The organism is Pseudomonas arsenicoxydans (genome assembly GCF_006438915.1).
GTDB classification, from domain to species: domain Bacteria; phylum Pseudomonadota; class Gammaproteobacteria; order Pseudomonadales; family Pseudomonadaceae; genus Aquipseudomonas; species Aquipseudomonas arsenicoxydans_A.
Genome location: NZ_RCZE01000001.1, coordinates 572,433 through 594,815 on the forward strand (window position 1 = coordinate 572,433; position 22,383 = coordinate 594,815).

Annotated in this window: 21 protein-coding genes; 4 read left to right on the forward strand and 17 right to left on the reverse strand. The window is 57.8% G+C overall.

What is annotated here, in order from left to right:
• Positions 1–3 precede the first annotated feature (3 nt).
• The 3 genes from EAH78_RS02615 to EAH78_RS02625 are packed head-to-tail and all read left to right on the forward strand — an operon-like array spanning position 4 to position 3,616.
• On the forward strand, positions 4–1,371 hold the full coding sequence (locus EAH78_RS02615; protein ID WP_140665159.1) for a glycosyltransferase family 4 protein: 1,368 nt from the start codon (positions 4–6) through the stop codon (positions 1,369–1,371).
• Positions 1,355–2,485 carry a glycosyltransferase family 4 protein gene (locus tag EAH78_RS02620; protein ID WP_140665164.1) on the forward strand — a complete coding sequence of 377 codons (1,131 nt, stop codon included), beginning with the start codon at positions 1,355–1,357 and terminating at the stop codon, positions 2,483–2,485. The genes EAH78_RS02615 and EAH78_RS02620 overlap by 17 nt, the downstream gene beginning before the upstream one ends.
• Complete coding sequence (locus EAH78_RS02625) at positions 2,486–3,616, forward strand: glycosyltransferase family 4 protein (RefSeq protein ID WP_140665168.1); 1,131 nt, start codon at positions 2,486–2,488, stop codon at positions 3,614–3,616.
• Positions 3,617–3,741: 125 nt separating this feature from the next.
• Here EAH78_RS02625 and EAH78_RS02630 read toward each other — a convergent pair whose 3' ends face one another.
• The 3 genes from EAH78_RS02630 to EAH78_RS02640 all read right to left on the reverse strand — a co-directional run bounded on the left by EAH78_RS02630 (position 3,742) and on the right by EAH78_RS02640 (position 7,495).
• Complete coding sequence (locus EAH78_RS02630) at positions 3,742–5,772, reverse strand: pyridoxamine 5'-phosphate oxidase family protein (protein ID WP_140665171.1); 2,031 nt, start codon at positions 5,770–5,772, stop codon at positions 3,742–3,744.
• Between the two features lie 63 nt (positions 5,773–5,835).
• Entirely contained in the window at positions 5,836–6,462 is a 627-nt protein-coding gene (locus EAH78_RS02635; RefSeq protein WP_140665176.1) for a glutathione S-transferase family protein, read from the reverse strand.
• A 130-nt stretch (positions 6,463–6,592) separates the two neighbouring features.
• Positions 6,593–7,495 (reverse strand): LysR family transcriptional regulator, encoded by a 903-nt coding sequence (locus EAH78_RS02640; RefSeq protein ID WP_140665179.1) that lies wholly within the window; start codon positions 7,493–7,495, stop codon positions 6,593–6,595.
• A 210-nt stretch (positions 7,496–7,705) separates the two neighbouring features.
• Between EAH78_RS02640 and EAH78_RS02645 the strand changes: the two genes are divergently transcribed.
• Entirely contained in the window at positions 7,706–9,010 is a 1,305-nt protein-coding gene (locus tag EAH78_RS02645; RefSeq protein WP_140665183.1) for an MFS transporter, read from the forward strand.
• A 138-nt stretch (positions 9,011–9,148) separates the two neighbouring features.
• On the opposite strand, the gene glmS is transcribed toward EAH78_RS02645, so the two are convergent.
• From glmS to EAH78_RS02715, 14 genes are all read right to left on the reverse strand, one after another.
• Positions 9,149–10,996, reverse strand: a complete 1,848-nt coding sequence (gene glmS / locus EAH78_RS02650; RefSeq protein ID WP_140665188.1) for a glutamine--fructose-6-phosphate transaminase (isomerizing) — start codon at positions 10,994–10,996, stop codon at positions 9,149–9,151.
• 1 nt (position 10,997) lies between these two features.
• Positions 10,998–11,774 (reverse strand): DeoR/GlpR family DNA-binding transcription regulator, encoded by a 777-nt coding sequence (locus tag EAH78_RS02655; RefSeq protein WP_140665192.1) that lies wholly within the window; start codon positions 11,772–11,774, stop codon positions 10,998–11,000.
• Between the two features lie 179 nt (positions 11,775–11,953).
• Positions 11,954–13,321 carry a bifunctional UDP-N-acetylglucosamine diphosphorylase/glucosamine-1-phosphate N-acetyltransferase GlmU gene (glmU, locus tag EAH78_RS02660; RefSeq protein WP_140665195.1) on the reverse strand — a complete coding sequence of 456 codons (1,368 nt, stop codon included), beginning with the start codon at positions 13,319–13,321 and terminating at the stop codon, positions 11,954–11,956.
• A 117-nt stretch (positions 13,322–13,438) separates the two neighbouring features.
• Positions 13,439–13,864, reverse strand: a complete 426-nt coding sequence (locus tag EAH78_RS02665) for a F0F1 ATP synthase subunit epsilon (protein WP_140665201.1) — start codon at positions 13,862–13,864, stop codon at positions 13,439–13,441.
• A gap of 45 nt (positions 13,865–13,909) precedes the next feature.
• Positions 13,910–15,289 (reverse strand): F0F1 ATP synthase subunit beta, encoded by a 1,380-nt coding sequence (atpD, locus tag EAH78_RS02670; RefSeq protein ID WP_140665206.1) that lies wholly within the window; start codon positions 15,287–15,289, stop codon positions 13,910–13,912.
• Positions 15,290–15,316: 27 nt separating this feature from the next.
• Positions 15,317–16,177 carry a F0F1 ATP synthase subunit gamma gene (atpG, locus tag EAH78_RS02675; protein WP_054048164.1) on the reverse strand — a complete coding sequence of 287 codons (861 nt, stop codon included), beginning with the start codon at positions 16,175–16,177 and terminating at the stop codon, positions 15,317–15,319.
• A gap of 50 nt (positions 16,178–16,227) precedes the next feature.
• Positions 16,228–17,772 (reverse strand): F0F1 ATP synthase subunit alpha, encoded by a 1,545-nt coding sequence (gene atpA / locus EAH78_RS02680; RefSeq protein WP_140665210.1) that lies wholly within the window; start codon positions 17,770–17,772, stop codon positions 16,228–16,230.
• A gap of 21 nt (positions 17,773–17,793) precedes the next feature.
• On the reverse strand, positions 17,794–18,330 hold the full coding sequence (locus EAH78_RS02685; RefSeq protein ID WP_109626976.1) for a F0F1 ATP synthase subunit delta: 537 nt from the start codon (positions 18,328–18,330) through the stop codon (positions 17,794–17,796).
• 12 nt (positions 18,331–18,342) lie between these two features.
• Entirely contained in the window at positions 18,343–18,813 is a 471-nt protein-coding gene (locus EAH78_RS02690) for a F0F1 ATP synthase subunit B (RefSeq protein ID WP_007948090.1), read from the reverse strand.
• Between the two features lie 56 nt (positions 18,814–18,869).
• Positions 18,870–19,127 (reverse strand): F0F1 ATP synthase subunit C, encoded by a 258-nt coding sequence (atpE, locus tag EAH78_RS02695; RefSeq protein WP_002555987.1) that lies wholly within the window; start codon positions 19,125–19,127, stop codon positions 18,870–18,872.
• Positions 19,128–19,260: 133 nt separating this feature from the next.
• Positions 19,261–20,130 (reverse strand): F0F1 ATP synthase subunit A, encoded by an 870-nt coding sequence (gene atpB / locus EAH78_RS02700; RefSeq protein ID WP_140665213.1) that lies wholly within the window; start codon positions 20,128–20,130, stop codon positions 19,261–19,263.
• Between the two features lie 16 nt (positions 20,131–20,146).
• Positions 20,147–20,554 carry a F0F1 ATP synthase subunit I gene (locus tag EAH78_RS02705; protein WP_027926209.1) on the reverse strand — a complete coding sequence of 136 codons (408 nt, stop codon included), beginning with the start codon at positions 20,552–20,554 and terminating at the stop codon, positions 20,147–20,149.
• 148 nt (positions 20,555–20,702) lie between these two features.
• Positions 20,703–21,575, reverse strand: coding sequence for a ParB/RepB/Spo0J family partition protein (locus EAH78_RS02710; RefSeq protein WP_008027541.1), 873 nt, complete (start codon positions 21,573–21,575; stop codon positions 20,703–20,705).
• 9 nt (positions 21,576–21,584) lie between these two features.
• Positions 21,585–22,382: a ParA family protein gene (locus EAH78_RS02715; protein WP_027926208.1), complete on the reverse strand. Its 798-nt coding sequence runs from the start codon at positions 22,380–22,382 to the stop codon at positions 21,585–21,587.
• Position 22,383 lies beyond the last annotated feature (1 nt).

Here is a 22,383-nt window from a genome sequence, read left to right on the forward strand (position 1 = left end):
ACCATGACGCGCCTTCTGGTCGAATGCACCCACGTCTTCCAGCACCCCAAGGTCAACTCGGGTATTCAGCGCGTGGTGCGTAACGTCATCAACCAACTGCCTGAATCGGTCGAGGGTGTCGAATGCATCCCGGTGGTGATGCTCGAGGGCAAACTCTATCGAGTGTTGATGCTCGGCGCGCTGAACATCCCGTTTTTCGATCACCTGATGATCTTCGGTGGACGGCTGGGACGCCTGGCGCACCGTTTCTGGCAACTGCATCAACGCCTGCACAACCACAGCAACTCACGAGTGATCAAGCGATTGCTGCACGTGGCCTACCGGGTGACGGCAATCACCTGCTTCAGTTTTCCGCTGCGGATAATCGATGGCATCAACCAGTATCAACTGCCCAAACGCTGCACGCCGTTGCAGCATCAGGCGGGGGATCAACTGGTGTTGCTGGATTCGTCCTGGCACACCGACTTTTTCCCGTTTGCCGAACAGCTCAAACGCGACGGCGTGGGCATCGTTTCAGTGATCTACGACCTGATTCCCGTGACGCATCCGCAGTTCTACGACACCCGGCTGGTGCAGGTTTTCAACGAGTGGTTCGACTGGATCACCCGAACGGCCGATGGCTACGTGGCGATTTCTGCCACCGTGCGTGATCAGGTACGCGAGGAATTGCAGCGCCGCCTCGGTCCGGCCAAGGCCAATGAATTGTGGTTTGATTATTTCCACCTCGGCTCCGAACTCGACCTCAGCGAAGCCACCGCCGCCGTAGAGCCGCGCCTTTCCAAGCTGTTCGAGGCGCCGGAGCCGGTGTTCTTGATGGTCAGTACCATCGAGCCGCGCAAGAACCATGATTACCTGCTGGACGCCTTCGAACGGGCCTGGGCGGCGGGTTCCAAAGCCCGGTTGTGCATTGCCGGTCGAATCGGCTGGAAGTGCGACGCACTGCTCGCCCGGGTACGCAATCACCCGCAACTGAATCAGCGTCTGTTCATGTTCAACGACCTGAGCGACACCAGCCTCGAACACGCTTACAGCCATGCTCGCTCGCTGGTGTTTCCGTCCTATGTCGAAGGCTTCGGCCTGCCGCTGGTGGAAGCCATGCAGCGCGGACTGCCGGCGATGGGCAGCGATATTCCGGTCTTTCGCGAAATCGGCGGCGACTTCATGGCGTATTTCGATCTGGCCGAGCCACAAAGCCTCGCTGATCTGGTCGTGGGTTTCGAGCGCAGCGGTCAGTTCCCGGCCACCCGTGACGTCGCGGACTGGCGCTGGATCGGCTGGCGTGAAGCCAGTGCGCAACTGGCCGAACGAACCCTGCGCAATCTTGTAGAAGCGCCGGTCATGCCAGAGAGGCAACATGCGAATTGCCCTTAATGCCCGGATCCTCCAGGCACCGCGCACCGGCATCGGCCACTACGTCGCCGAACTGGCGAACGCCCTTGCCGCAGAGCCGGATATTGAACTGGCGCTGTTTCATGGCTGGGGCTGGAGTTCGACGCTGCCGGAAGCGGCCATGCCCGGTTATTCGCGACTGACACCGTTGCTGCGACAAATTCCGGGGGCCTATCAGGCCCGGCGCTGGCTGGAGCAAAAGCGTTTCGATCAAGGCCGTGCGCATTCCATCGACCTCTACCACGAGCCGAGCTTGTGGCCACTGTCGTTCGATGGCCCGACAGTCATCACCTTGCATGACCTGACTCACCTGCATTATCCCGACACACAGCCGCCCGCACGCTTGCGGGAAATCGAACGGCGGCTGGCCGACGGCGTGCGCCAGGCGAACCTGATTCTCACTGACTCGCAGTACATTGCTGACGAAGCCCAGGCACATTTCGGGTTACCGGCCGAGCGATTTGTCGTTGCACCACTGGGCGTAGCGGCGCGATTCCACCCGCGGGCGCCCGAGGCCATCGACGCCGTGCTCAAGGCTCATGGTGTCGAAGCGCGAGAATATTTTCTCTGCGTCGGCACCCTGGAGCCGCGCAAGAACCTGACCTTGGCCCTGCGCGCCCACGCTTTATTGCCGGAAGCTGTGCGCCAGCGTTTTCCGCTGCTGATCGTCGGCATGGCTGGCTGGCAACGCGAACAGTTCAGCGAAGAACTGCAGCAGGCCCTGGCCAGCGGTCACGTCTGTTTGCTGGGTTACCTTCCCGACGAGCAAGTCGCGCAGCTGTTGGCCGGCGCTCGGGCGTTGATTTTCCCATCGCTCTACGAAGGCTTCGGCCTCCCGGTGCTGGAAGCCATGGCCTGCGGCACACCCGTCATTCTGACCCGGCGTTCGGCCATGCCCGAGGTGGCAGGCGCTGCGGGCAACTATATTGAACCTGACGAACCCGAGGGCTTGCGTGATGCCATGAACCGTCTGATCGAAGATCAAGCGCATTGGCAGACATGCACGGACGCAGGATTACTTCAGGCAAGGCTTTTTACCTGGGAGCGTTGTGCGCAGGTCACGGCACGCGCCTACCGCCAGGTCATGGGAGGTTGAATGCGAGTTCTTCATTTTTTCAAGACGTACTTGCCGGATTCGGTCGGCGGGATCGAACAAGTGATCTTCCAGTTGTGCGAAAGCGGCGCCCAGCACGGTGTTGAAGGCCAGGTGCTGACGCTCAGTGCCGATCCGACACCACCGGTGGTAAAGCTCGGCCAACACGAAGTCCATCGGGCCAGACTCGATATCCAATTCGCTTCAACGGGTTTTTCCTGGAGTGTCTTCAAACAGTTTCGTGAGTTGGCGGCAGAAGCCGACGTGGTCAATTACCACTTCCCATGGCCGTTCATGGACCTGGTGCATTTCGCCAGCGGCATGAACAAACCGAGCGTGGTGACGTACCACTCGGACATCATTCGCCAGAAACACCTGCTCAAACTCTACCGGCCGCTGATGAACCGCTTTCTGGCCAGCGCCGACAGAATCGTCGCCGCCTCGCCGAACTATTTGCACACCAGCGATGTGTTGCAACAGTTTCAAGACAAGACCCGAGTGATTCCCTACGGCCTGAACAAGGCCGGTTATCCACAGGCCGACAATGAGCGGATGGCGCATTGGCGGCAGAAGCTTGGGGATAAGTTTTTTCTGTTTGTTGGTGTGATGCGTTATTACAAGGGTTTGCACATCCTGCTCGACGCCTTGAAGGACCTGGATTACCCCACGGTGATTGTCGGGGCCGGTCCTCTGGAAGCAGAGCTTCACGCTCAGGCGATGGCCTTGGGGCTGCGCAATATTCACTTCCTCGGGCGTCTGGGGGACGAAGATAAAGTGGCGCTGCTGGAGCTGAGCTACGCCATCGTGTTCCCGTCGCACCTACGCTCCGAAGCGTTCGGCATTTCACTGCTGGAAGGGGCAATGTACGGCAAACCGATGATCTCCAGCGAGATCGGCACCGGCACCAGCTACATCAATATTCACAATGAAACCGGGCTGGTGGTGCCTCCCAGTCATCCACAGGCGTTTCGTGAAGCGATGCGCACGCTGTGGGAAAACCCGACGCGGGCGGCAGAAATGGGCGTCAAGGCTGAGGCGCGTTATCGGCAGTTATTCACCGCTGACGACATGGGCCGCAAGTGGACCGAGTTGTACGAAGAGCTACTTGAAGAAAAGTCCCTGTCCTACGCGTAAATGCTTTTCTGTAGGAGCCGGGCTTCCCCGCGATGGCGGCGTGTCAGTCAACATGAATGTTGAATGTTAACCCGTCATCGCGGGCAAGCCCGGCTCCCACAGGGGTTCAGCCGCAGGACCAGCGGTTACAGATCCAGCACCAACGGCTGCGATCCCTGAGCCGGCACTGCACAACAGATCAGCACCTCACCTGCACCCGGGATTTCTGCCGGCATCTGTGGATAAGTTACTTCGCCGCTGATCAGGCGCGTCTTGCAGGTCCCGCAGGAACCGCCACGGCAACTGAATTCCGGGCGCAAGCCACGGCTTTCAGCCAACTCCAGCAAACTGCCGCTATCGGGTTTCCAGCGCGCTTCTTTGGCTGAGCGCTCGAACACCACCGGTACCGACGTCGTGGCGGCCGGTGGTTGCTCGATGACCACCGCATCCGGATCGAGTACCCGGCGCAACGTCGACGGACCAAAGGTCTCGGCGTGAATTCTTGAATCGCGGATATCCATGTCACGCAGGCTGTCGTAAATCGCCTGGGTAAATGCGCCGGGACCGCAGAGGACGAAATCCAGCTGATCGTAGTCTTCCACCTCCAGCATGTTCTTGAGCAGGTCGGCGTCGATGCGCCCGGTCAGGTCGAAATCTTCACCTTCGCGCGCCTCGGGCTCCGGCTGACTGAGCAAACGCAGGACTCGCACCGCGTCACCGAGCCCGTCCAGCAAGCGGTTCAGCTCAGGGCGAAACGGTTGATCGGCCAGGGTTCGCGAGCTCTGGATGAACCAGGTCGGGCGGATGCTCCGCGTGCGCAAGCCTTGATAAACCACCTCGCGCACCATCGACAGCAGCGGCGTGATGCCCACGCCAGCCGCCAGCAACACCAGCGGTCGCCGCTCATGCGGTGCCACCGTGAAATGCCCTTGGGGCGCACGGGCTTCCAGCACATCACCGACACGAATCCGCTCATGCAGGTGGGATGACACCAACCCGTCACGCTTCACGCTGATACGGAAAAAGTCATCGGACGGCGCACTCGACAGGCTGTACGTGCGGATATGCACGTCACCGTCAATGTTGAACCGCAAAGGCAAATGTTGCCCGGCCTGAAACACCGGCAACCCGGCGCCATCGGCAGGCTCTAAATAAATCGAACGGATGCCTTGGCTTTCCTGTTCGATGCGCGTCACCCGCAGCGACCGCCAGTGATCGCCCAAGGCCTTCGCTTGCAGGCGTGCATTGGCCTGCGCCCAGGTGCCGGTCAACAGACTGGTGGGCGACACGCCGTCAAAGCGCCAGCGCAAGGCCAGTGCCGCAGGACGGCGCACCACGTGCTCGACCTCAAAGGTCCACAGTCGCTCGGCACCTTGAAAGGCTTCGATTAGCGGGCCGTCGAGGATGATTTCAGTGCGCCCGCTGAGGTGCAGCAGGTCGCCTGAATTGAAATCGATGAACAACAAACCGGCGCGGGGATTGATCAGCAGATTGCCCAGCGTATTGAAATGCAGGTTGCCGGCGAAGTCCGGGATCGTCAGGCGATTACCTTCCACTTGTACGAAACCGGCCTGGCCTCCCCGGTGAGAAACATCCACCGAACGTTGGCCATCGACGTCCACATAGCTGGCGACAAAGAACGTGTCCGCCTCGACGATCATGGCCCTGGCCGTGTCATCCAGTTCCGTCAGGTGCTGTGCAACGCGATTCGCTGGGTCCGCCAAGGGCACCGAGCGAAACTGGCGCAATTGAATGTACTGCGGGCAGTTGCCGAACGATTGCTCCACCGTCACGCCGAATCCGCTGGCCGTAACGGCACTGACTCGGCCATTGAGGCGATTGCGACGCCGCGTGTGCAACTCAATACCGAGCAGACCGATGGCAGCACCGTCCTGCAGTTGTGCGGGGTCATCGGCACGCGGCAGGTGGTCGAACTGCAACAGCGATGGGTCGGGGGAATGAGCGAAGCCCGGTTCCCCTTCAAGAATGCTCGCCCAGGGGTTGCCATCGGCATCAACGGCGCCGTACAGCATGAACGGCAGTTGCTGATAGAACGTGCGGTGTTGATCCGGCATCTGACTGCGAATCACCTTACGTCCGAACGCCTCCATTCGCTCGGCAACACCCACATGAGCCTGCAACTGTTTCTCGCCAGCGTGCCAAGGTGAATGTTCCATAACGACTTCTCCCCTGCGCCCATTGCGCATCGTGAACGGCCCGACTGAATCGGGCCGTGAGCATCAGGCAGTTTTTTGCAGGCCTGCGACGGTCCGCGGCATGCCGACAAACCCTGGCAAGGCTTCGATGCGCGCCAGCCAGGCGCGGATATTGGTGTAGTCGTCGAGCGAGACATTACCTTCCGGCGCATGGGCGATGTAACTGTAGGCCGAGACATCGGCGATGGTCGGCTCGGTCCCAACCAGATACGGCGTGTCGGACAGTTCCTGATCGATGATTTTCAGCAAGGCGTGGGAATTGGCGATCACCTCTTCAGCGTTGTAGGACGCGCCGAACACGGTGATCAACCTGGCTCTGGCCACACCAAAGGCAATCGGCCCGGCAGCAATCGATAACCAGCGCTGAACCTTGGCGGCGCCGACAGGATCAGTCGGTAGCCAGCGACCGTTGCCATACTTCTGCGCCAAATACACCAGGATCGCATTGGAGTCGGCCAACACGACACCTTGGTCATCAATGGCAGGTACCTGACCCATCGGGTTGATCGCCAGGTAATCCGGCTGCTTGTGCGCCCCCTTGGCCAGATCGACAAAGATCAGCTCGGTCGGCAATTGCAGCAGGGAGAGCATCAGCTCCACACGGTGAGCATGGCCAGAGCGTGGGAAGTTGTAGAGTTTGATCGCTTGCATGGTCGACTCCATTGGGTGGTGGCGCCGATCAGGAAAGATCAGCACCGATGGCCGCTATCTTCCACTCTCAACCAAAACAACAGAATAACCAGCAAACGCAATCCATTGTTTCATCCAGCGCAATAACCAACTAACGGCTCAGGGCTGGATGCTCCCTTAACGTCTTCACCGCGAAGTCGACAAAACTACGGACTCGCACTGGTGCCTTGCGGCCCCCTTGGTAGACCACATGAATGGGCAGTGGAGGCTGTTCGAAGTCAGCCAGCACGACTTCCAGTTCTCCGGCGGCTACCTTGCTCGCCACTTGATAAGACAGGACCCGGGTGAATCCCAGGCCCATGGAGGCCGCCGTGATCGCAGCCTGATTGGCGGTGACCACAAGACGCGGCTCCGGGCGAACACTCAACGGCTCGCCCGCTTCAAGAAATGGCCAGGCTCTGAGCTGCCCGATGGACGACGTCGCGATAATCGGGGCACCGCTGAGCTCATTCGGGTGCAGTGGCCTGCCACGGGCCGTCAAAAACGCCGGGGACGCACAGATCACTCGCCGCACCTCGCCCACGCGAATCGCGTGTTGATTGCTGTCAGGCAGCTCACCGATTCGCACCGCCACATCAATGCCCTCTTCAACCATGCTCACGACTCGGTCGACCAATAAGGCATTGATGCTGACTTCAGGAAATTGGGTGAGATAACCGACCATGGCCGGCGTGACGAACAGCTCACCGAACAACACCGGCGCCGTAATCGTCAGTTGCCCACGGGGTTGTGCGTGACTGCCCGCCGCCGAATCCTCTGCTTCCTGCACCTCGACAAGAATCCTCCGACAATCCTCCAGATAACGCTGCCCCGCTTCGCTCAAATGCACGCTGCGGGTCGTCCGGGTGATCAACTGCGTGCCAATGCGCTGCTCCAGCGCCGCGACGGCCCGGGTGACGCTCGCCGCCGACATCCCCAGGCTTCGCGCCGCCGCCGAGAAACCTTGCGCCTTGGCGACGGCGGCGAAGACCTGCATTTCCTGGAATCGGTCCATGGGTGTGTCCTCATTAAAAATCAAAAGATCGGCGCTGCGGCAGCTTCTTACAGGTTAATTCTGATTCAGCGTCAACCAGGAAGCAGAACTCTATAGCCTTGAGGGTGGGATCGAACGATATCTGGCGATCTACCCTGATGAACAACAGATCGTAGTTTCTTTATCGCCCCTGCTCTTGCAGTAACCCCTATCTGGATCAAAGGCATATCAATGACTCCAAATTTTTCAGGTATTACGTGGGGATTTCCCGGCATCGACCGGCGTCTGTTGAAAGTGCAATTCAGCTTTTTGCTGATGGTTCTGGGGGGACGGTGCAATCAACTGGCGGTGGCGTGGTGGGCCTTGCAGGAAACAGGCTCTGCGCTCTATTTCGCCAACATGATTGCCTGTTCCATTGCGGCGGAGGTATTAGCCAAACCCCTGTTGGGATGGCTGGGGGATAAGTACAACAAAATCCTGATCATCAAGCTGGCCTCATGGATCAGCCTGCTGACGGCGCTACTGATGGTGGTGCTGTCCGCCATGGGGGCATTCAACCCCTGGACGGTGGGCGCGCTGATGATAATCAGCAGTGCGATTGTCGGCGTGCGCGACCCTCTCCAAGCGTCGATCATTCCACTGTTCGCAGACGACGATAAAGTCTCCCTGGCCTTTCGGACCAAAAGCGTGATGTCGTCCTTTTCGATTCTGCTGGGACCGGTACTGGCCAGCGGGTTGATTTATAAGTTCGGTATCACATTCGCCTTCGCTGCCGATTTTTTTGCAATTCTCATCGCCGGGGCACTGATCGCGACCATCCCGAGCCGCATCGGTGCCACTGGACAAGGCGAAAAAGCCTTGAAAGCCAGCGGCTTCAGCATGATTTATTCCGGCTTCAAAGTTGTTTACAGAGTGAAAGTCGAATTTTACCTGGCCATCATTGCGATGCTTATCAACTTCGCCCTGTTTCCGTTCTTCACCATCCTGATTCCACTGTACGTAAAGGACGTGGTTCAGTACCCGGTCACTTACATTGGTCTTCTGGATTCTTGCTTCGGACTGGGCATTCTGGCGGGCAGTTACAAGATCATCGGCTGGTTATCCGACCGTGTCCCCCGGGACATGTGTGTGTCCGCAGGTTTTGCATTACTGGGGTGCAACCTGGTGGTGGTCGGCACCGTTTCATCCTCGATCATAGTTCCCGTGGCCTTTTTCTGCGGCGGCATAGGCCTGATGTTGATCAACATCCCCACCTGCGCAGTGAGGTTGCTTGCGACGCCCAAGCTCCATCGCAACCGGATTTTTGCCACAGTTTCATTTTTGTCTGCGGCGGCCAGCCCCTTGGGCAGTTTTGCGATGAACACCCTGATTGCCTATCTAGGAATCGCAATGACAATCACGCTGCTGGGCGTGATGGTTCTGCTGTTGTCTCTGCTGGTTTTTCTGGTACCCGATTTCAAAACTTTCATGCGTTCTCCGGATACGCAGCTCAATGATGCCTACCTGGCCAAATACCCTGAGGCGTTTGCGCACTGACGTTTTATCTGGCTTTCAGCGTTTTCCAGTTTGTTTATTACGGGGGTATTTCGCGGATTTTTTCGGGGATTTTTCTACAGCGTTTGAGTGCATAAATAGAAAAACAGGGGCACGGTTCGTGCCCCTGCGTCTTTCGACTTATTCCACCGTCACCGACTTCGCCAGGTTACGCGGCTGGTCAACGTCCGTGCCTTTGAGCACAGCAACGTAGTACGACAGCAACTGTAGCGGGATGGTGTAGAGGATCGGCGACAGAATGTCGTGGATGTGCGGCATGTGCACAACGTGCGTGCCTTCACCATTGGTCATGCCAGAGCGTTCGTCGGCGAAGACGATCAGTTGGCCGCCACGGGCGCGGACTTCCTGGAGATTGGATTTCAACTTCTCCAGCAGCTCGTTGTTTGGCGCCACGGTAACCACGGGCATGTCGTTATCCACAAGCGCCAACGGGCCGTGTTTCAGTTCGCCAGCCGGGTAGGCTTCGGCGTGGATATAGGAGATTTCCTTGAGTTTCAGGGCGCCTTCCATCGCTACCGGGAATTGCGCACCACGGCCGAGGAACAGCGTGTGGTTTTTCTCGGCGAACAGCTCGGCGATTTTCTCTACGGTGCTGTCCATGGCCAGGGCTTCGCCCAAGCGGGTTGGCAGACGACGCAGTTCTTCAACCAATGTGGCTTCTACGCCCTTGGCCAAGGTGCCGCGAACCTGACCCAAGGACAGGGTCAGCAACAGCAGGCCTACCAGTTGAGTGGTGAAGGCTTTGGTCGAGGCCACGCCGATTTCGCGACCGGCCTGGGTCAGCAGGGTCAGGTCGGATTCACGCACCAGCGAACTGATGCCGACGTTGCAGATCGCCAGGCTTGCGAGGTAGCCCCCTTCTTCTCTTGAAAGCTCCTTGGCGTTACGCAGGGCAGCCAAAGTGTCGGCGGTTTCGCCAGACTGGGAAATGGTCACGAACAGCGTGTCGGGTTGCACCACGACTTTGCGGTAGCGGAATTCGCTGGCAACTTCGACCTGGCACGGGATTCCGGCCAGTTCTTCGAGCCAATAACGGGCCACCATCCCGGCGTGATAGCTGGTGCCGCAGGCAACGATCTGCACGTTGCGCACTTTGGCGAACAGTTCGGCAGCCTGTGGACCGAATGCCTGTACCAACACGCCGTTCGGGCTCAGACGACCTTCGAGGGTGCGCTGAACAACAGACGGTTGCTCATGGATCTCCTTGAGCATGAAGTGGCGGAACTCGCCCTTGTCGGCGGCTTCGGCACCGTCGCGGTACTGCACGGTTTCGCGCTCGACAGCTTTGCCGTCAACGTCCCAGATATGCACGCTGTCGCGGCGAATCTCGGCGATATCACCTTCTTCCAGGTACATGAAACGGTCAGTGACCTGACGCAGGGCCAGTTGATCGGAAGCGAGGAAGTTTTCACCCAGGCCCAGACCAATCACCAACGGGCTGCCACTGCGAGCGGCGACCAGGCGATCCGGCTGCTTGGCGCTGATGACCGCCAGGCCGTAAGCACCGTGCAACTCTTTGACGGTGGTTTTGAGGGCCGCGGTCAGGTCGGGCAAATCCTTGAGTTTGTGGTTCAGCAAGTGAGCGATGACTTCGGTGTCGGTATCCGAGGTGAACACGTAACCCAGGGCTTTCAGCTGCTCTCGCAAGGCTTCGTGGTTTTCGATGATGCCGTTGTGCACCACAGCCAGGTCGCCGGAGAAATGCGGGTGGGCGTTGCGCTCGCACGGTGCGCCGTGTGTGGCCCAACGGGTGTGGGCGATGCCGAGGCGACCGACCAGAGGCTCGGCTTCGAGCGCGTTTTCCAGCTCGCTGACCTTACCCGGGCGACGCATGCGCTCGAGTTTTTCGTCGTTGGTGAAGACCGCCACACCGGCGCTGTCATAGCCACGGTATTCCAGGCGCTTGAGGCCTTCGAGCAAGATGGCGGTGATGTTACGTTCTGCGACTGCGCCGACAATTCCACACATGCTATTTCTCCTGACTGACAGCCGCGCAAATCAAATTGATGCCGCGGGCCTGAATCTGATCGCGTGCCTCCAGCGGCAAGCGATCATCGGTAATAAGGGTATGGACGCTGCTCCAGGGCAGTTCCAGGTTGGGGATTTTGCGGCCGATCTTGTCGGCCTCCACCATCACGACGACTTCACGGGCGACTTCGGCCATGACCCGGCTGAGCCCCAGCAATTCGTTGAAGGTGGTGGTACCGCGGACGAGATCGATGCCATCGGCACCGATAAACAACTGATCAAAGTCGTAAGAGCGTAGTACCTGCTCAGCGACCTGCCCCTGAAAGGACTCCGAATGCGGGTCCCAGGTGCCACCGGTCATCAACAGCACCGGTTCGTGCTCGAGCTCGCTCAAGGCATTGGCCACGTGCAACGAGTTGGTCATCACCACAAGTCCCGGTTGCTGACCGAGTTCCGGAATCATGGCCGCCGTGGTACTGCCGCTGTCGATAATGATCCGCGCATGCTCGCGAATCCGCGTGACGGCGACGCGAGCAATGGCTTGTTTGTATTTGGAGACGGGTTGGCCGATGTCAGCCACCAGTTCCTGAGGCATGGTGATCGCTCCGCCGTAACGACGTAGCAGCAGGCCATTACTCTCGAGCGCCGCCAGATCCTTGCGAATCGTAACTTCCGACGTCTCGAAGCGCTTTGCTAGCTCATCCACACTGACTTCGCCCTGCTCGTTGAGCAAGGTGAGGATATTGTGGCGGCGTTGGGGTGTATTGCGCTTCGACATGGGCTAGTAAGTTTCGATTCGAAAGATAACGGAAGCAATCAAAACCTATCGGCGAAAGTTCGTCAAGCGTGTTGCGATAAAAAGGCCTGTGTATAACCAAAAAAATCGCAGCCTGGGGTTAGGGCTCTGAAGGCCTGTCTCAGACTACGATTTTTTAGTTTGGAAGGGCTGTGGATAACTCAGCTCTTCTTGACCTTCTCCGGCCGCTTCCAACCGTCGATATTCTTCTGCCGTGCCCGGCCTACCGCCAACTGTGCGTTATCCACATTTTGCGTAATGGTCGAACCAGCAGCCGTGGTCGCACCGGAAGAGATATCCACAGGCGCTACCAACGAGTTGTTGGAACCGATGAAGACGTCTTCACCCAGCACGGTTTTCCACTTGTTGGCGCCGTCGTAGTTGCAGGTGATGGTGCCCGCGCCAATGTTGGTACGCGCACCGACCTCGGCATCACCCAGGTAAGTCAGATGACCGGCCTTGGCGCCTTCGCCCAAATGCGCGTTCTTCAGTTCAACGAAGTTACCCACATGCGCGCGCGCCTCAAGCACGGTGCCCGGACGCAGGCGTGCAAACGGGCCGGCATCGCTGCCTTCTCCCAGAATGGAACCTTCGATATGGCTGTTGGCCTTGATCACCACGCCTTTGCGCAAGGTGCTGTCCTTGATCACACAGTTCGGGCCGATCACCACGTCATCTTCGATGACGACGTTGCCTTCGAGGATCACGTTGATGTCGATCAGCACATCGCGGCCGACGGTGACTTCGCCGCGCACATCGAAACGGGCCGGATCGCGCAGGGTTACGCCCTGGGCCATCAAACGGCGACCGGCGCGCAACTGATAGTGACGCTCGAGTTCGGAAAGTTGCTTGCGGTCGTTGGCGCCCTGCACTTCCATGGCGTCGTGCGGCTGCTCGGTGGCGACGACCAAACCATCGTTGACCGCCATGGCGATCACGTCGGTCAGGTAATACTCGCCTTGGGCATTGTTGTTGGAGAGACGGCTCATCCAGCCACCCAGTTGGGCGAAAGGCAGGGCGAGAATCCCGGTGTTGCCTTCAGTGATTGCACGCTCGACTTCGTTGGCATCTTTCTGCTCAACGATGGCCGTGACCTTGCCAGCGGCATCGCGGACGATGCGGCCATAACCGGTCGGGTCGTCCAGCTCAACAGTCAACAGGCCCAGTTGCTGCGGCGCGACTTTCTTGAGCAAGCGTTGCAGGGTGTCGACTTCAATCAGCGGCACGTCGCCGTAGAGAATCAGTACGGTATCGGACTCAATGAACGGCACGGCCTGAGCCACCGCATGACCGGTACCCAATTGTTTGTCCTGAAGAACGAAATTCAAGTCGTCTGCCGCCAGGCGCTCACGTACGGCTTCGGCACCATGGCCGATCACCACGTGGATGCGCTGTGGATCAAGTTGGCGGGCGCTGTGGATAACATGGCCAAGCATCGAGTTGCCGGCAATCGGGTGCAGCACTTTCGGCAGTGCCGAACGCATGCGAGTGCCTTGGCCGGCAGCGAGAATAACGATTTCTAGAGACATGACTGGCTACCAATCCTGGGTGGTCAGCGGATGCGACCAGGTTATGAAAATCGAAAAAGAAAAAAGGGTAGCCGAGGCTACCCTTTTTAATCAATCGCGCAACAAGTCGATGACGGATTAACCGCCGAACTTTTTGCGGATCTGCTGGACGGTGCGCAGCTGAGCTGTCGCCTCGGCCAGACGTGCAGCAGCAGAACCGTAATCGAATTCTGCGCCACGTTCATGCAAGGCCTTCTCGGCAGCCTTAACGGCTTCCTGAGCGGAGGCTTCATCCAGGTCGGCAGCACGTTGCACGGTATCGGCAAGAACCTTGACCATGTTCGGCTGAACCTCGAGGAAACCACCCGAGATGTAAAACACCTCGGCTTCCCCGCCCTGCTTGATCAGGCGGATCGGACCCGGCTTGAGATTAGTGATCAGCGGCGCGTGACCCAGGGCGATACCAAGATCACCCAGTGCACCGTGCGCAATCACCATCTCGACCAGGCCGGAAAAGATTTCCCCTTCCGCGCTGACGATATCGCAATGGACTGTCATAGCCATCTGATTGCCTCAACCTAAATTAGCGCCCGTTTCCGGGCGCCGGGATTACAGTTTCTTGGCTTTCTCGATCGCTTCTTCGATGCCGCCGACCATGTAGAACGCTTGTTCTGGCAGGTGGTCGTAGTCACCGTTGAGGATGCCTTTGAAGCCAGCAATGGTGTCTTTCAGGGAAACGTATTTACCCGATGCACCGGTGAAGACTTCAGCCACGAAGAACGGCTGCGACAAGAAACGCTGGATCTTACGAGCACGGTTTACCAACTGCTTATCGGTTTCCGACAGCTCGTCCATACCCAGGATCGCAATGATGTCCTTCAGTTCTTTGTAACGCTGCAGAACATACTGTACACCGCGAGCAGTGTCGTAGTGGTCCTGGCCGATTACGTTCGGGTCCAGCTGGCGCGAAGTCGAGTCGAGTGGATCGACCGCTGGGTAGATACCCAGGGAAGCGATGTCACGGGACAGAACGACGGTGGCGTCCAAGTGGGCGAAAGTGGTCGCTGGCGACGGGTCAGTCAAGTCATCCGCAGGTACGTATACCGCTTGGATCGAGGTGATCGAACCGTTTTTGGTCGAAGTGATACGCTCTTGCAGAGTACCCATCTCTTCGGCCAGGGTCGGCTGGTAACCTACTGCGGAAGGCATACGGCCCAGCAGTGCGGATACTTCAGTACCGGCCAGGGTGTAACGATAGATGTTGTCGACGAACAGCAGAACGTCGTTACCTTCGTCACGGAACTTCTCGGCCATGGTCAGGCCGGTCAGTGCTACGCGCAGACGGTTACCCGGCGGCTCGTTCATCTGACCGTAAACCAGTGCCACTTTGTCCAGAACGTTGGAATCCTTCATCTCGTGGTAGAAGTCGTTACCCTCACGAGTACGCTCACCCACACCGGCGAACACGGAATAACCGCTGTGCTCGATGGCGATGTTACGGATCAGTTCCATCATGTTTACGGTTTTGCCTACACCGGCACCACCGAACAGACCGACTTTACCGCCCTTGGCGAACGGGCAAACCAAGTCGATAACCTTGATGCCGGTTTCCAGCAGGTCGTTGCCGCCCGCTTGTTCAGCGAAGGTTGGCGCAGGACGGTGAATGCCCCAGCGCTCTTCGGTGTCGATCGGGCCAGCTTCGTCGATCGGGTTACCGAGGACGTCCATGATCCGGCCCAGGGTCGCTTTACCGACTGGTACGGAGATGGCTGCGCCAGAGTCAGTGACTTCCAGACCGCGCTTCAAGCCTTCGGTGGAACCCATCGCAATGGTACGAACCACGCCATCGCCCAGCTGCTGCTGAACTTCCAGGGTGGTTTCAGCCGCGCTCACTACTTTCAGCGCGTTGTAGATGCTCGGTACGCTGTCGCGTGGAAATTCCACGTCGATAACGGCGCCGATGATTTGAACGATACGTCCGCTACTCATAGCTGGATCCTCTGAATATTTGAACCGTTAAACCGCGGCAGCGCCGCCGACGATTTCCGAGATCTCTTGGGTGATCGCAGCCTGACGCGCCTTGTTGTAGATCAGCTGCAAATCGCTGATCAAATCACCGGCGTTGTCGGTAGCGTTCTTCATCGCGATCATCCGCGCAGCTTGTTCAGCCGCGTTGTTCTCGACCACCGCCTGGTAGACCTGCGACTCCACGTAGCGAACCATCAAGCCGTCAAGCAGCTCTTTGGCGTCCGGTTCGTAGAGATAGTCCCAGTGGTGCTTGAGTTCTTGATCCGGGGTTGCCACCAATGGAATCAACTGCTCCACGGTAGGCTGCTGCGTCATGGTGTTGATGAACTTGTTGGACACAACGCTCAGACGGTCGATACGACCATCCAGGTAGGCATCCAGCATCACCTTGACGCTGCCAATCAGATCATTGATCGACGGCTCTTCACCCAAGTGGCTGATAGCTGCTACGACGTTACCGCCGAAGTTGCGGAAGAAAGCCGCACCCTTGCTACCAACAACACACAGATCGATCTCGACGCCGTTTTCACGGTTTTTCGCCATGTCCTTGACCAAGGCCTTGAACAGGTTGGTGTTCAAGCCACCACACAGACCACGGTCACTGCTCACGACGACATAACCAACACGCTTGATTTCACGGTCGATCATGAACGGGTGGCGATATTCCGGGTTAGCGTTGGCCAAATGACCAATAACCTGGCGGATGCGCTCCGCATAAGGACGGCTAGCAGCCATGCGCATTTGTGCCTTGCGCATTTTACTGACCGCCACTTTTTCCATGGCGCTGGTAATCTTTTGCGTGCTTTTGATGCTCGCAATCTTACTGCGAATCTCTTTTGCGCCTGCCATGTAACACCTATCAGGTTAGCAAGCGGGAGCCTTGCGGCTCCCGCTGCGGCTTACCAGGTTTGGGTGGCCTTGAACTTCTCGATACCGGCTTTCATGCCAGCGTCGATTTCGTCATTGAAGTCACCCTTCACGTTGATCTTCGCCATCAAATCGGCGTGATCGCGGTTGAAGAAAGCAATCAGCGCTTGTTCAAAGCTGCCGATCTTGGTGATTTCGACGTCAGTCAGGAACCCGCGCTCAGCGGCATACAGCGACAGCGCCATGTCAGCGATCGACATTGGTGCGTATTGCTTCTGCTTCATCAGCTCGGTAACGCGCTGACCATGCTCAAGTTGCTTACGGGTCGCTTCGTCCAGGTCAGAAGCGAACTGGGCGAATGCCGCCAGTTCACGGTACTGAGCCAGAGCGGTACGGATACCACCGGAGAGCTTCTTGATGATCTTGGTCTGAGCGGCACCACCCACACGGGATACCGAAACACCGGCGTTCACAGCAGGACGGATCCCGGAGTTGAACATGGCCGATTCCAGGAAGATCTGACCGTCGGTGATGGAAATCACGTTGGTCGGAACGAACGCGGAAACGTCGCCAGCCTGGGTTTCGATGATCGGCAGTGCGGTCAGGGAACCGGTTTTGCCGGTCACTGCGCCGTTGGTGAACTTCTCTACGTACTCTTCCGAAACGCGGGATGCGCGCTCCAGCAGACGGGAGTGGAGATAGAACACGTCGCCTGGGTAAGCTTCACGGCCTGGTGGACGGCGCAGCAGCAGGGAAATCTGGCGGTAAGCCACTGCTTGCTTGGACAGATCGTCATAAACGATCAGCGCGTCTTCACCGCGGTCGCGGAAGAATTCACCCATGGTGCAACCGGAGTACGGTGCCAGGAATTGCAGTGCTGCAGATTCCGAAGCGCTCGCAGCCACGACGATGGTGTTAGCCAGTGCGCCGTTTTCTTCCAGCTTGCGAACCACGTTGGCGATGGTCGATTGTTTCTGACCAATGGCTACGTAGACGCAGAAAATGCCGCTGTCTTTCTGGTTGATGATCGCGTCGATCGCCAGAGCGGTTTTACCGATCTGACGGTCACCGATGATCAGCTCACGCTGGCCACGGCCGACTGGGATCATGGCATCGACAGCCTTGTAGCCAGTCTGTACAGGCTGGTCTACCGACTTACGCCAGATCACGCCTGGAGCAACTTTCTCGACCGCATCGGTCAAGGTGTTGTTCAGCGGACCTTTGCCGTCAACCGGGTTACCCAGTGCGTCGACTACGCGACCCAGCAGTTCCTTACCAACCGGAACTTCGAGGATGCGGCCGGTGCACTTGGCGCTCATGCCTTCAGCCAGAGACTGGTAGGAGCCCAATACAACGGCGCCTACAGAGTCTTGCTCAAGGTTGAGGGCCATGCCGAAGACGCCGCCCGGAAACTCGATCATCTCGCCGTACATGACGTCGGCCAGACCGTGAATCCGCACGATACCGTCAGATACGCTGACGACAGTGCCTTCGTTACGGGCTTGGGAGGTCACATCGAGCTTGTCGATGCGGCCCTTGATAATTTCACTTATTTCGGAAGGATTGAGTTGCTGCATTGCTCTGCTGCCCCTTCAAACTCAAGATTTCAATGCTTCGGCAAGGCTCGCGAGTTTGCCGCGAACCGAGCCATCGATAACCAGGTCGCCGGCGCGGATGACAATGCCCCCAATAAGGGATTTGTCTTCCTCGACTTGCAGGCGCACTTCCCGGTTGAGTCGTGCACTGAGAACCTTGGCGAGTTTGTCTTGCTGTTCTTGGTTCAATGCAAAAGCACTGGTCACTTCAACGTCTACCGACTTCTCTTGTTCAGCCTTGTACAGGTCGAACAGAGCGGCGATCTCCGGCAACAGCGGGAGACGGTCGTTTTCGGCAACGACGTGGATGAAGTTCTGTGCCTTGGCATCAAACTTGTCGCCGCACACGTCAATAAACGTGGCGGCCTTGTCTGCGCTCGTCAGTCGCGGGGCCTTGAGCACGCGCTGCATGGTGTCGTCTTGCGACACTGCTGCAGCCAGGCCGAGCATGGCTGACCAAGAGGCCAGTTGCTGGTGGGCCTGGGCGTGCTCGAAGGCTGCCTTAGCGTAAGGTCGGGCCAACGTGGTCAATTCTGCCATGATCGCCCTCGCTTAAATTTCAGCAGCCAGTTTGTTTACCAGCTCCGCGTGCGCGTTTTGATCGATTGTGGAACCCAGGATCTTCTCGGCGCCGGAGACTGCCAGGCTACCCAATTGGGCACGCAGCGCGTCTTTGACACTGTTCAGTTCCTGCTCGATCTCGGCCTGAGCCTGAACCTTCACACGGTCAGCGTCGATACGGGCTTTTTCAACAGCCTCTTCAACGATCTGGTTACCGCGTTTCTTGGCTTGCTCAATGATTTCGGCTGCCTGAGCTTTAGCTTCGCGCAGTTGTTGACCCGCTTTATCTTGGGCCAATTCCAGGTCGCGAGCTGCTCGGGCGGCAGCGTCCAGTCCATCCGCAATCTTCTTCTGACGTTCGTGCAAAGCCGCGATGACCGGAGGCCACACGAACTTCATGCAAAACAGTACAAAAATGAAGAACGCAACGGACTGGCCAATCAGGGTTGCATTAATGTTCACGCCAACACCTCGCTCGTTCGTTACACATCACACCAATTACTCGAAGGTTCGAGTAATTAGCCAGCGAGTTGACCAACGAATGGGTTCGCGAAGGTGAAGAACAGAGCGATACCAACACCGATCATGGTTACGGCGTCGAGCAGACCGGCAACGATGAACATTTTAACTTGCAGCATTGGAACCATTTCTGGCTGACGCGCTGCGCCTTCCAGGAACTTGCCGCCCAACAGGCCGAAACCAATTGCGGTACCCAGTGCGCCCAGGCCGATCAACAGTGCAACAGCGATAGCGGTTAGACCAACTACAGTTTCCATCTTTCCTCCCGACTTTTACGTCGTATGGTTTAGGTTTTTTAGATTTTAAAGCGGTAAAACAAATCGTTTCATAGCCCTGTTCGGGCACCCAATCGTTTGACCGAGTGGGACATCAGACTAGTCGAGACTGGCCTTAATGGTTCTCTTCGTGCGCCATCGACAAGTAAACGATGGTCAGCATCATGAAGATAAACGCCTGCAGGGTGATGATCAGGATGTGGAACACAGCCCACGCCCACTGCAGAACAATGCCCAGGCCGCTAAGCCAGAGCAGACCGCTGCCGAACATCACAGCAATCAGAATGAAGACCAGCTCGCCGGCGTACATGTTGCCGAACAGACGCAGTGCCAGCGAGATTGGCTTGGCGATCAGGGTGACGAATTCCAGCAGGAAGTTCACCGGGATCAGCAGCGCTTGCAGGAAAATGTTCTTGCTGCCGAACGGGTGCAGGGTCAGTTCGCCGATGAAGCCGCCGATGCCCTTGACCTTGATGCTGTAGAAAATGATCAGCGCGAACACCGACAAGGCCATGCCCAGGGTCGCGTTCGGGTCAGTGGTCGACACTGCACGGAACGGAATGTGATGGTCGCCAGTGATCAGGATGGCCAGTTGAGGAATCCAGTCGACCGGGATCAGGTCGACGGCGTTCATCAGGAACACCCAGACGAAGATGGTCAGTGCCAGCGGTGCAATCACCGGGCTACGGCCATGGAAGCTGTCTTTCACGCTGCCATCGACGAATTCGACCAATACTTCAACGAAGTTCTGCAAAGCACCAGGCTGACCTGAAGTCGCCTTCTTTGCCGCCATGCGGAAAAGAAGTACGAAGATCAGACCCAACGCGACCGACCAGCCGAGGGTATCGACGTGGAAAGCCCAGAAGCCCATTTCCTTGGCTTCTGCTGCGGTGTGGGCAAAACCCCACCCGCCAGTTGGGAGCTGACCGAAAGTCAGGTTCTGCAAGTGGTGCTGGATATAGCCCGAAGCGGTTGTTTCTGCCATGGTTGCCTCAAACGCCCTAAGGTCTCGAAAGTCTTGTTCTCATCAGCAGGGGCGCGAACCAGCTGACCAGTTGGGTCAACACGAAGACGCCGAATACAGCTAGCGGCGCCAATGGCTTCACACCTGCAAACGTCAATGCAAAGAGCACTGCCGTCAAAATCAGTTTGCCCGCCTCGCCGGCATAAAATGACCGGACGATGGCTTGAGCTGCTCGGGCGCCGGAAAACCGAAATGCCCTGTGAGCGAAATAAACATTGGGAAGCAAGGCTATCAGGCCTCCGCAAAGTCCTGAGTACCCGGCAACGACTCCATGCCATTGCCAAAGCGCCAAAGCAGCTATCAGCAAAACGACAAATTGAGCCATTAACACCGGAAAAACTGCCAGGCGATGGAACGGCAAGCGGTTTGGCGTGCGTCTTTCCATCACGTTTACTCTCCAATGGTCGGCTGCCAGAAATCAATAACTTGGCATAATTTGTGCCGACAAAATGCGCGCAGAGTATAGGGGCGGTTCAGCCCCTATTCAACTGTCAGGTAGTGATTTCCGACTGCACGCTACATGAGGAAATGTTTCAACGAATGTGTGCGAGCACACCTTGGAGTTCGTCGAGGGAGTTGTACCCAATGACCAACTGCCCTTTCCCCTTCTTACCGTGGCGAATCTGCACCGCAGAGCCTAGGCGTTCGGCCAGGCGCTGTTCGAGTCGGGCTATATCCGGGTCCGGTTTTACCGGTTCGGCAGGCTCCTGTTTACCACTCAACCACTGGCGAACCAGTGCTTCAGTTTGGCGCACTGTCAGCCCCCGTGCGACAACATGTCGCGCCCCTTCTACCTGTTGATTCTCCGGCAAACCGAGCAAAGCACGCGCATGACCCATTTCCAGGTCACCGTGCGACAGCATGGTTTTGATAACTTCCGGCAACGCGATCAAGCGTAGCAGGTTGGCCACGGTCACGCGGGATTTGCCCACCGCTTCCGCAACCTGTTGCTGAGTCAGCTGAAATTCCTGCTGCAAACGCTGCAACGCGACGGCTTCTTCGATCGGATTGAGGTCTTCGCGCTGGATGTTCTCGATAAGCGCCATGGCAATAGCCGTTTCATCCGGCACATCGCGAACCATCGCCGGGATGGTTTCCTGGCCAGCCTGCTGGCTCGCGCGCCAGCGGCGTTCACCGGCAATGATTTCGAAGCGCCCGCTGCCAATCGGGCGAACCACGATCGGCTGCATCACGCCCTGGGCCTTGATCGACTGCGCCAACTCTTCCAGCGCTTGAGGATCCATATCCCGGCGGGGTTGGTACTTGCCGCGCTGGATCAGGTCCAGGGGCAGGTGCTGCAGCTCACGCTGGTCAGCTTGCACCGCTTGTTCTTCCAGCGAGCTGACTGTCGGACCACTCAGCAGTGCATCCAGTCCACGTCCGAGACCTCGTTTCTTGACGGCCATGGGGATTCCTTAAGTTGCCTGAGCGGCGGCGGTGCGTGAGTTTTTGCGCTGACGGCGAACCATTTCGCCTGCCAAGGCGAGATAGGCAATGGCGCCCCGTGATGTTTTGTCGTATGCCAATGCCGGCATACCATAACTTGGCGCTTCGGCCAGGCGAATGTTGCGCGGAATCACGGTGTCGTAGAGCTGCTCGCCAAAGTGTTCCTTAAGCTGCGCAGACACATCGTTCATCAGGCTCAGGCGTGGGTCATACATGGTCCGCAGCAGGCCTTCGACTTTCAGGTTCGGGTTCAGCAGTTCGGCGATGCGCTTGATGTTATCCACAAGGTCGCTCAAACCTTCGAGCGCGAAGTATTCGCACTGCATGGGGATAATTACCCCATCGGCGGCTACCAGTGCGTTCAGCGTGAGCATCGACAACGACGGTGGGCAGTCGATCAAAATGTAATCGTAGTTTTCACGGATCGGCGCCAATGCACTGCGCAGGCGGCTTTCCTTCATCTGCATTTCCAGCAGAACAACTTCGGCCGCCGTCAGGTCGCGGTTGGCCGGCAACAGCTGGTAACCACCGTGCTCGGAGTAGTGCATGGCCTGGGCCAGGTCGCATTCGCCGATCAGCAGGTCGTAGACCGAATTTTCCAGACCGTGTTTATCCACACCGCTACCCATGGTGGCGTTGCCCTGTGGATCGAGATCGATCAGCAACACCCGACGCTTGGTAGCGACCAGGGAAGCTGCGAGGTTGATGCAGGTGGTGGTTTTACCCACACCACCCTTTTGGTTCGCAATCGCGAATACCTTAGCCATT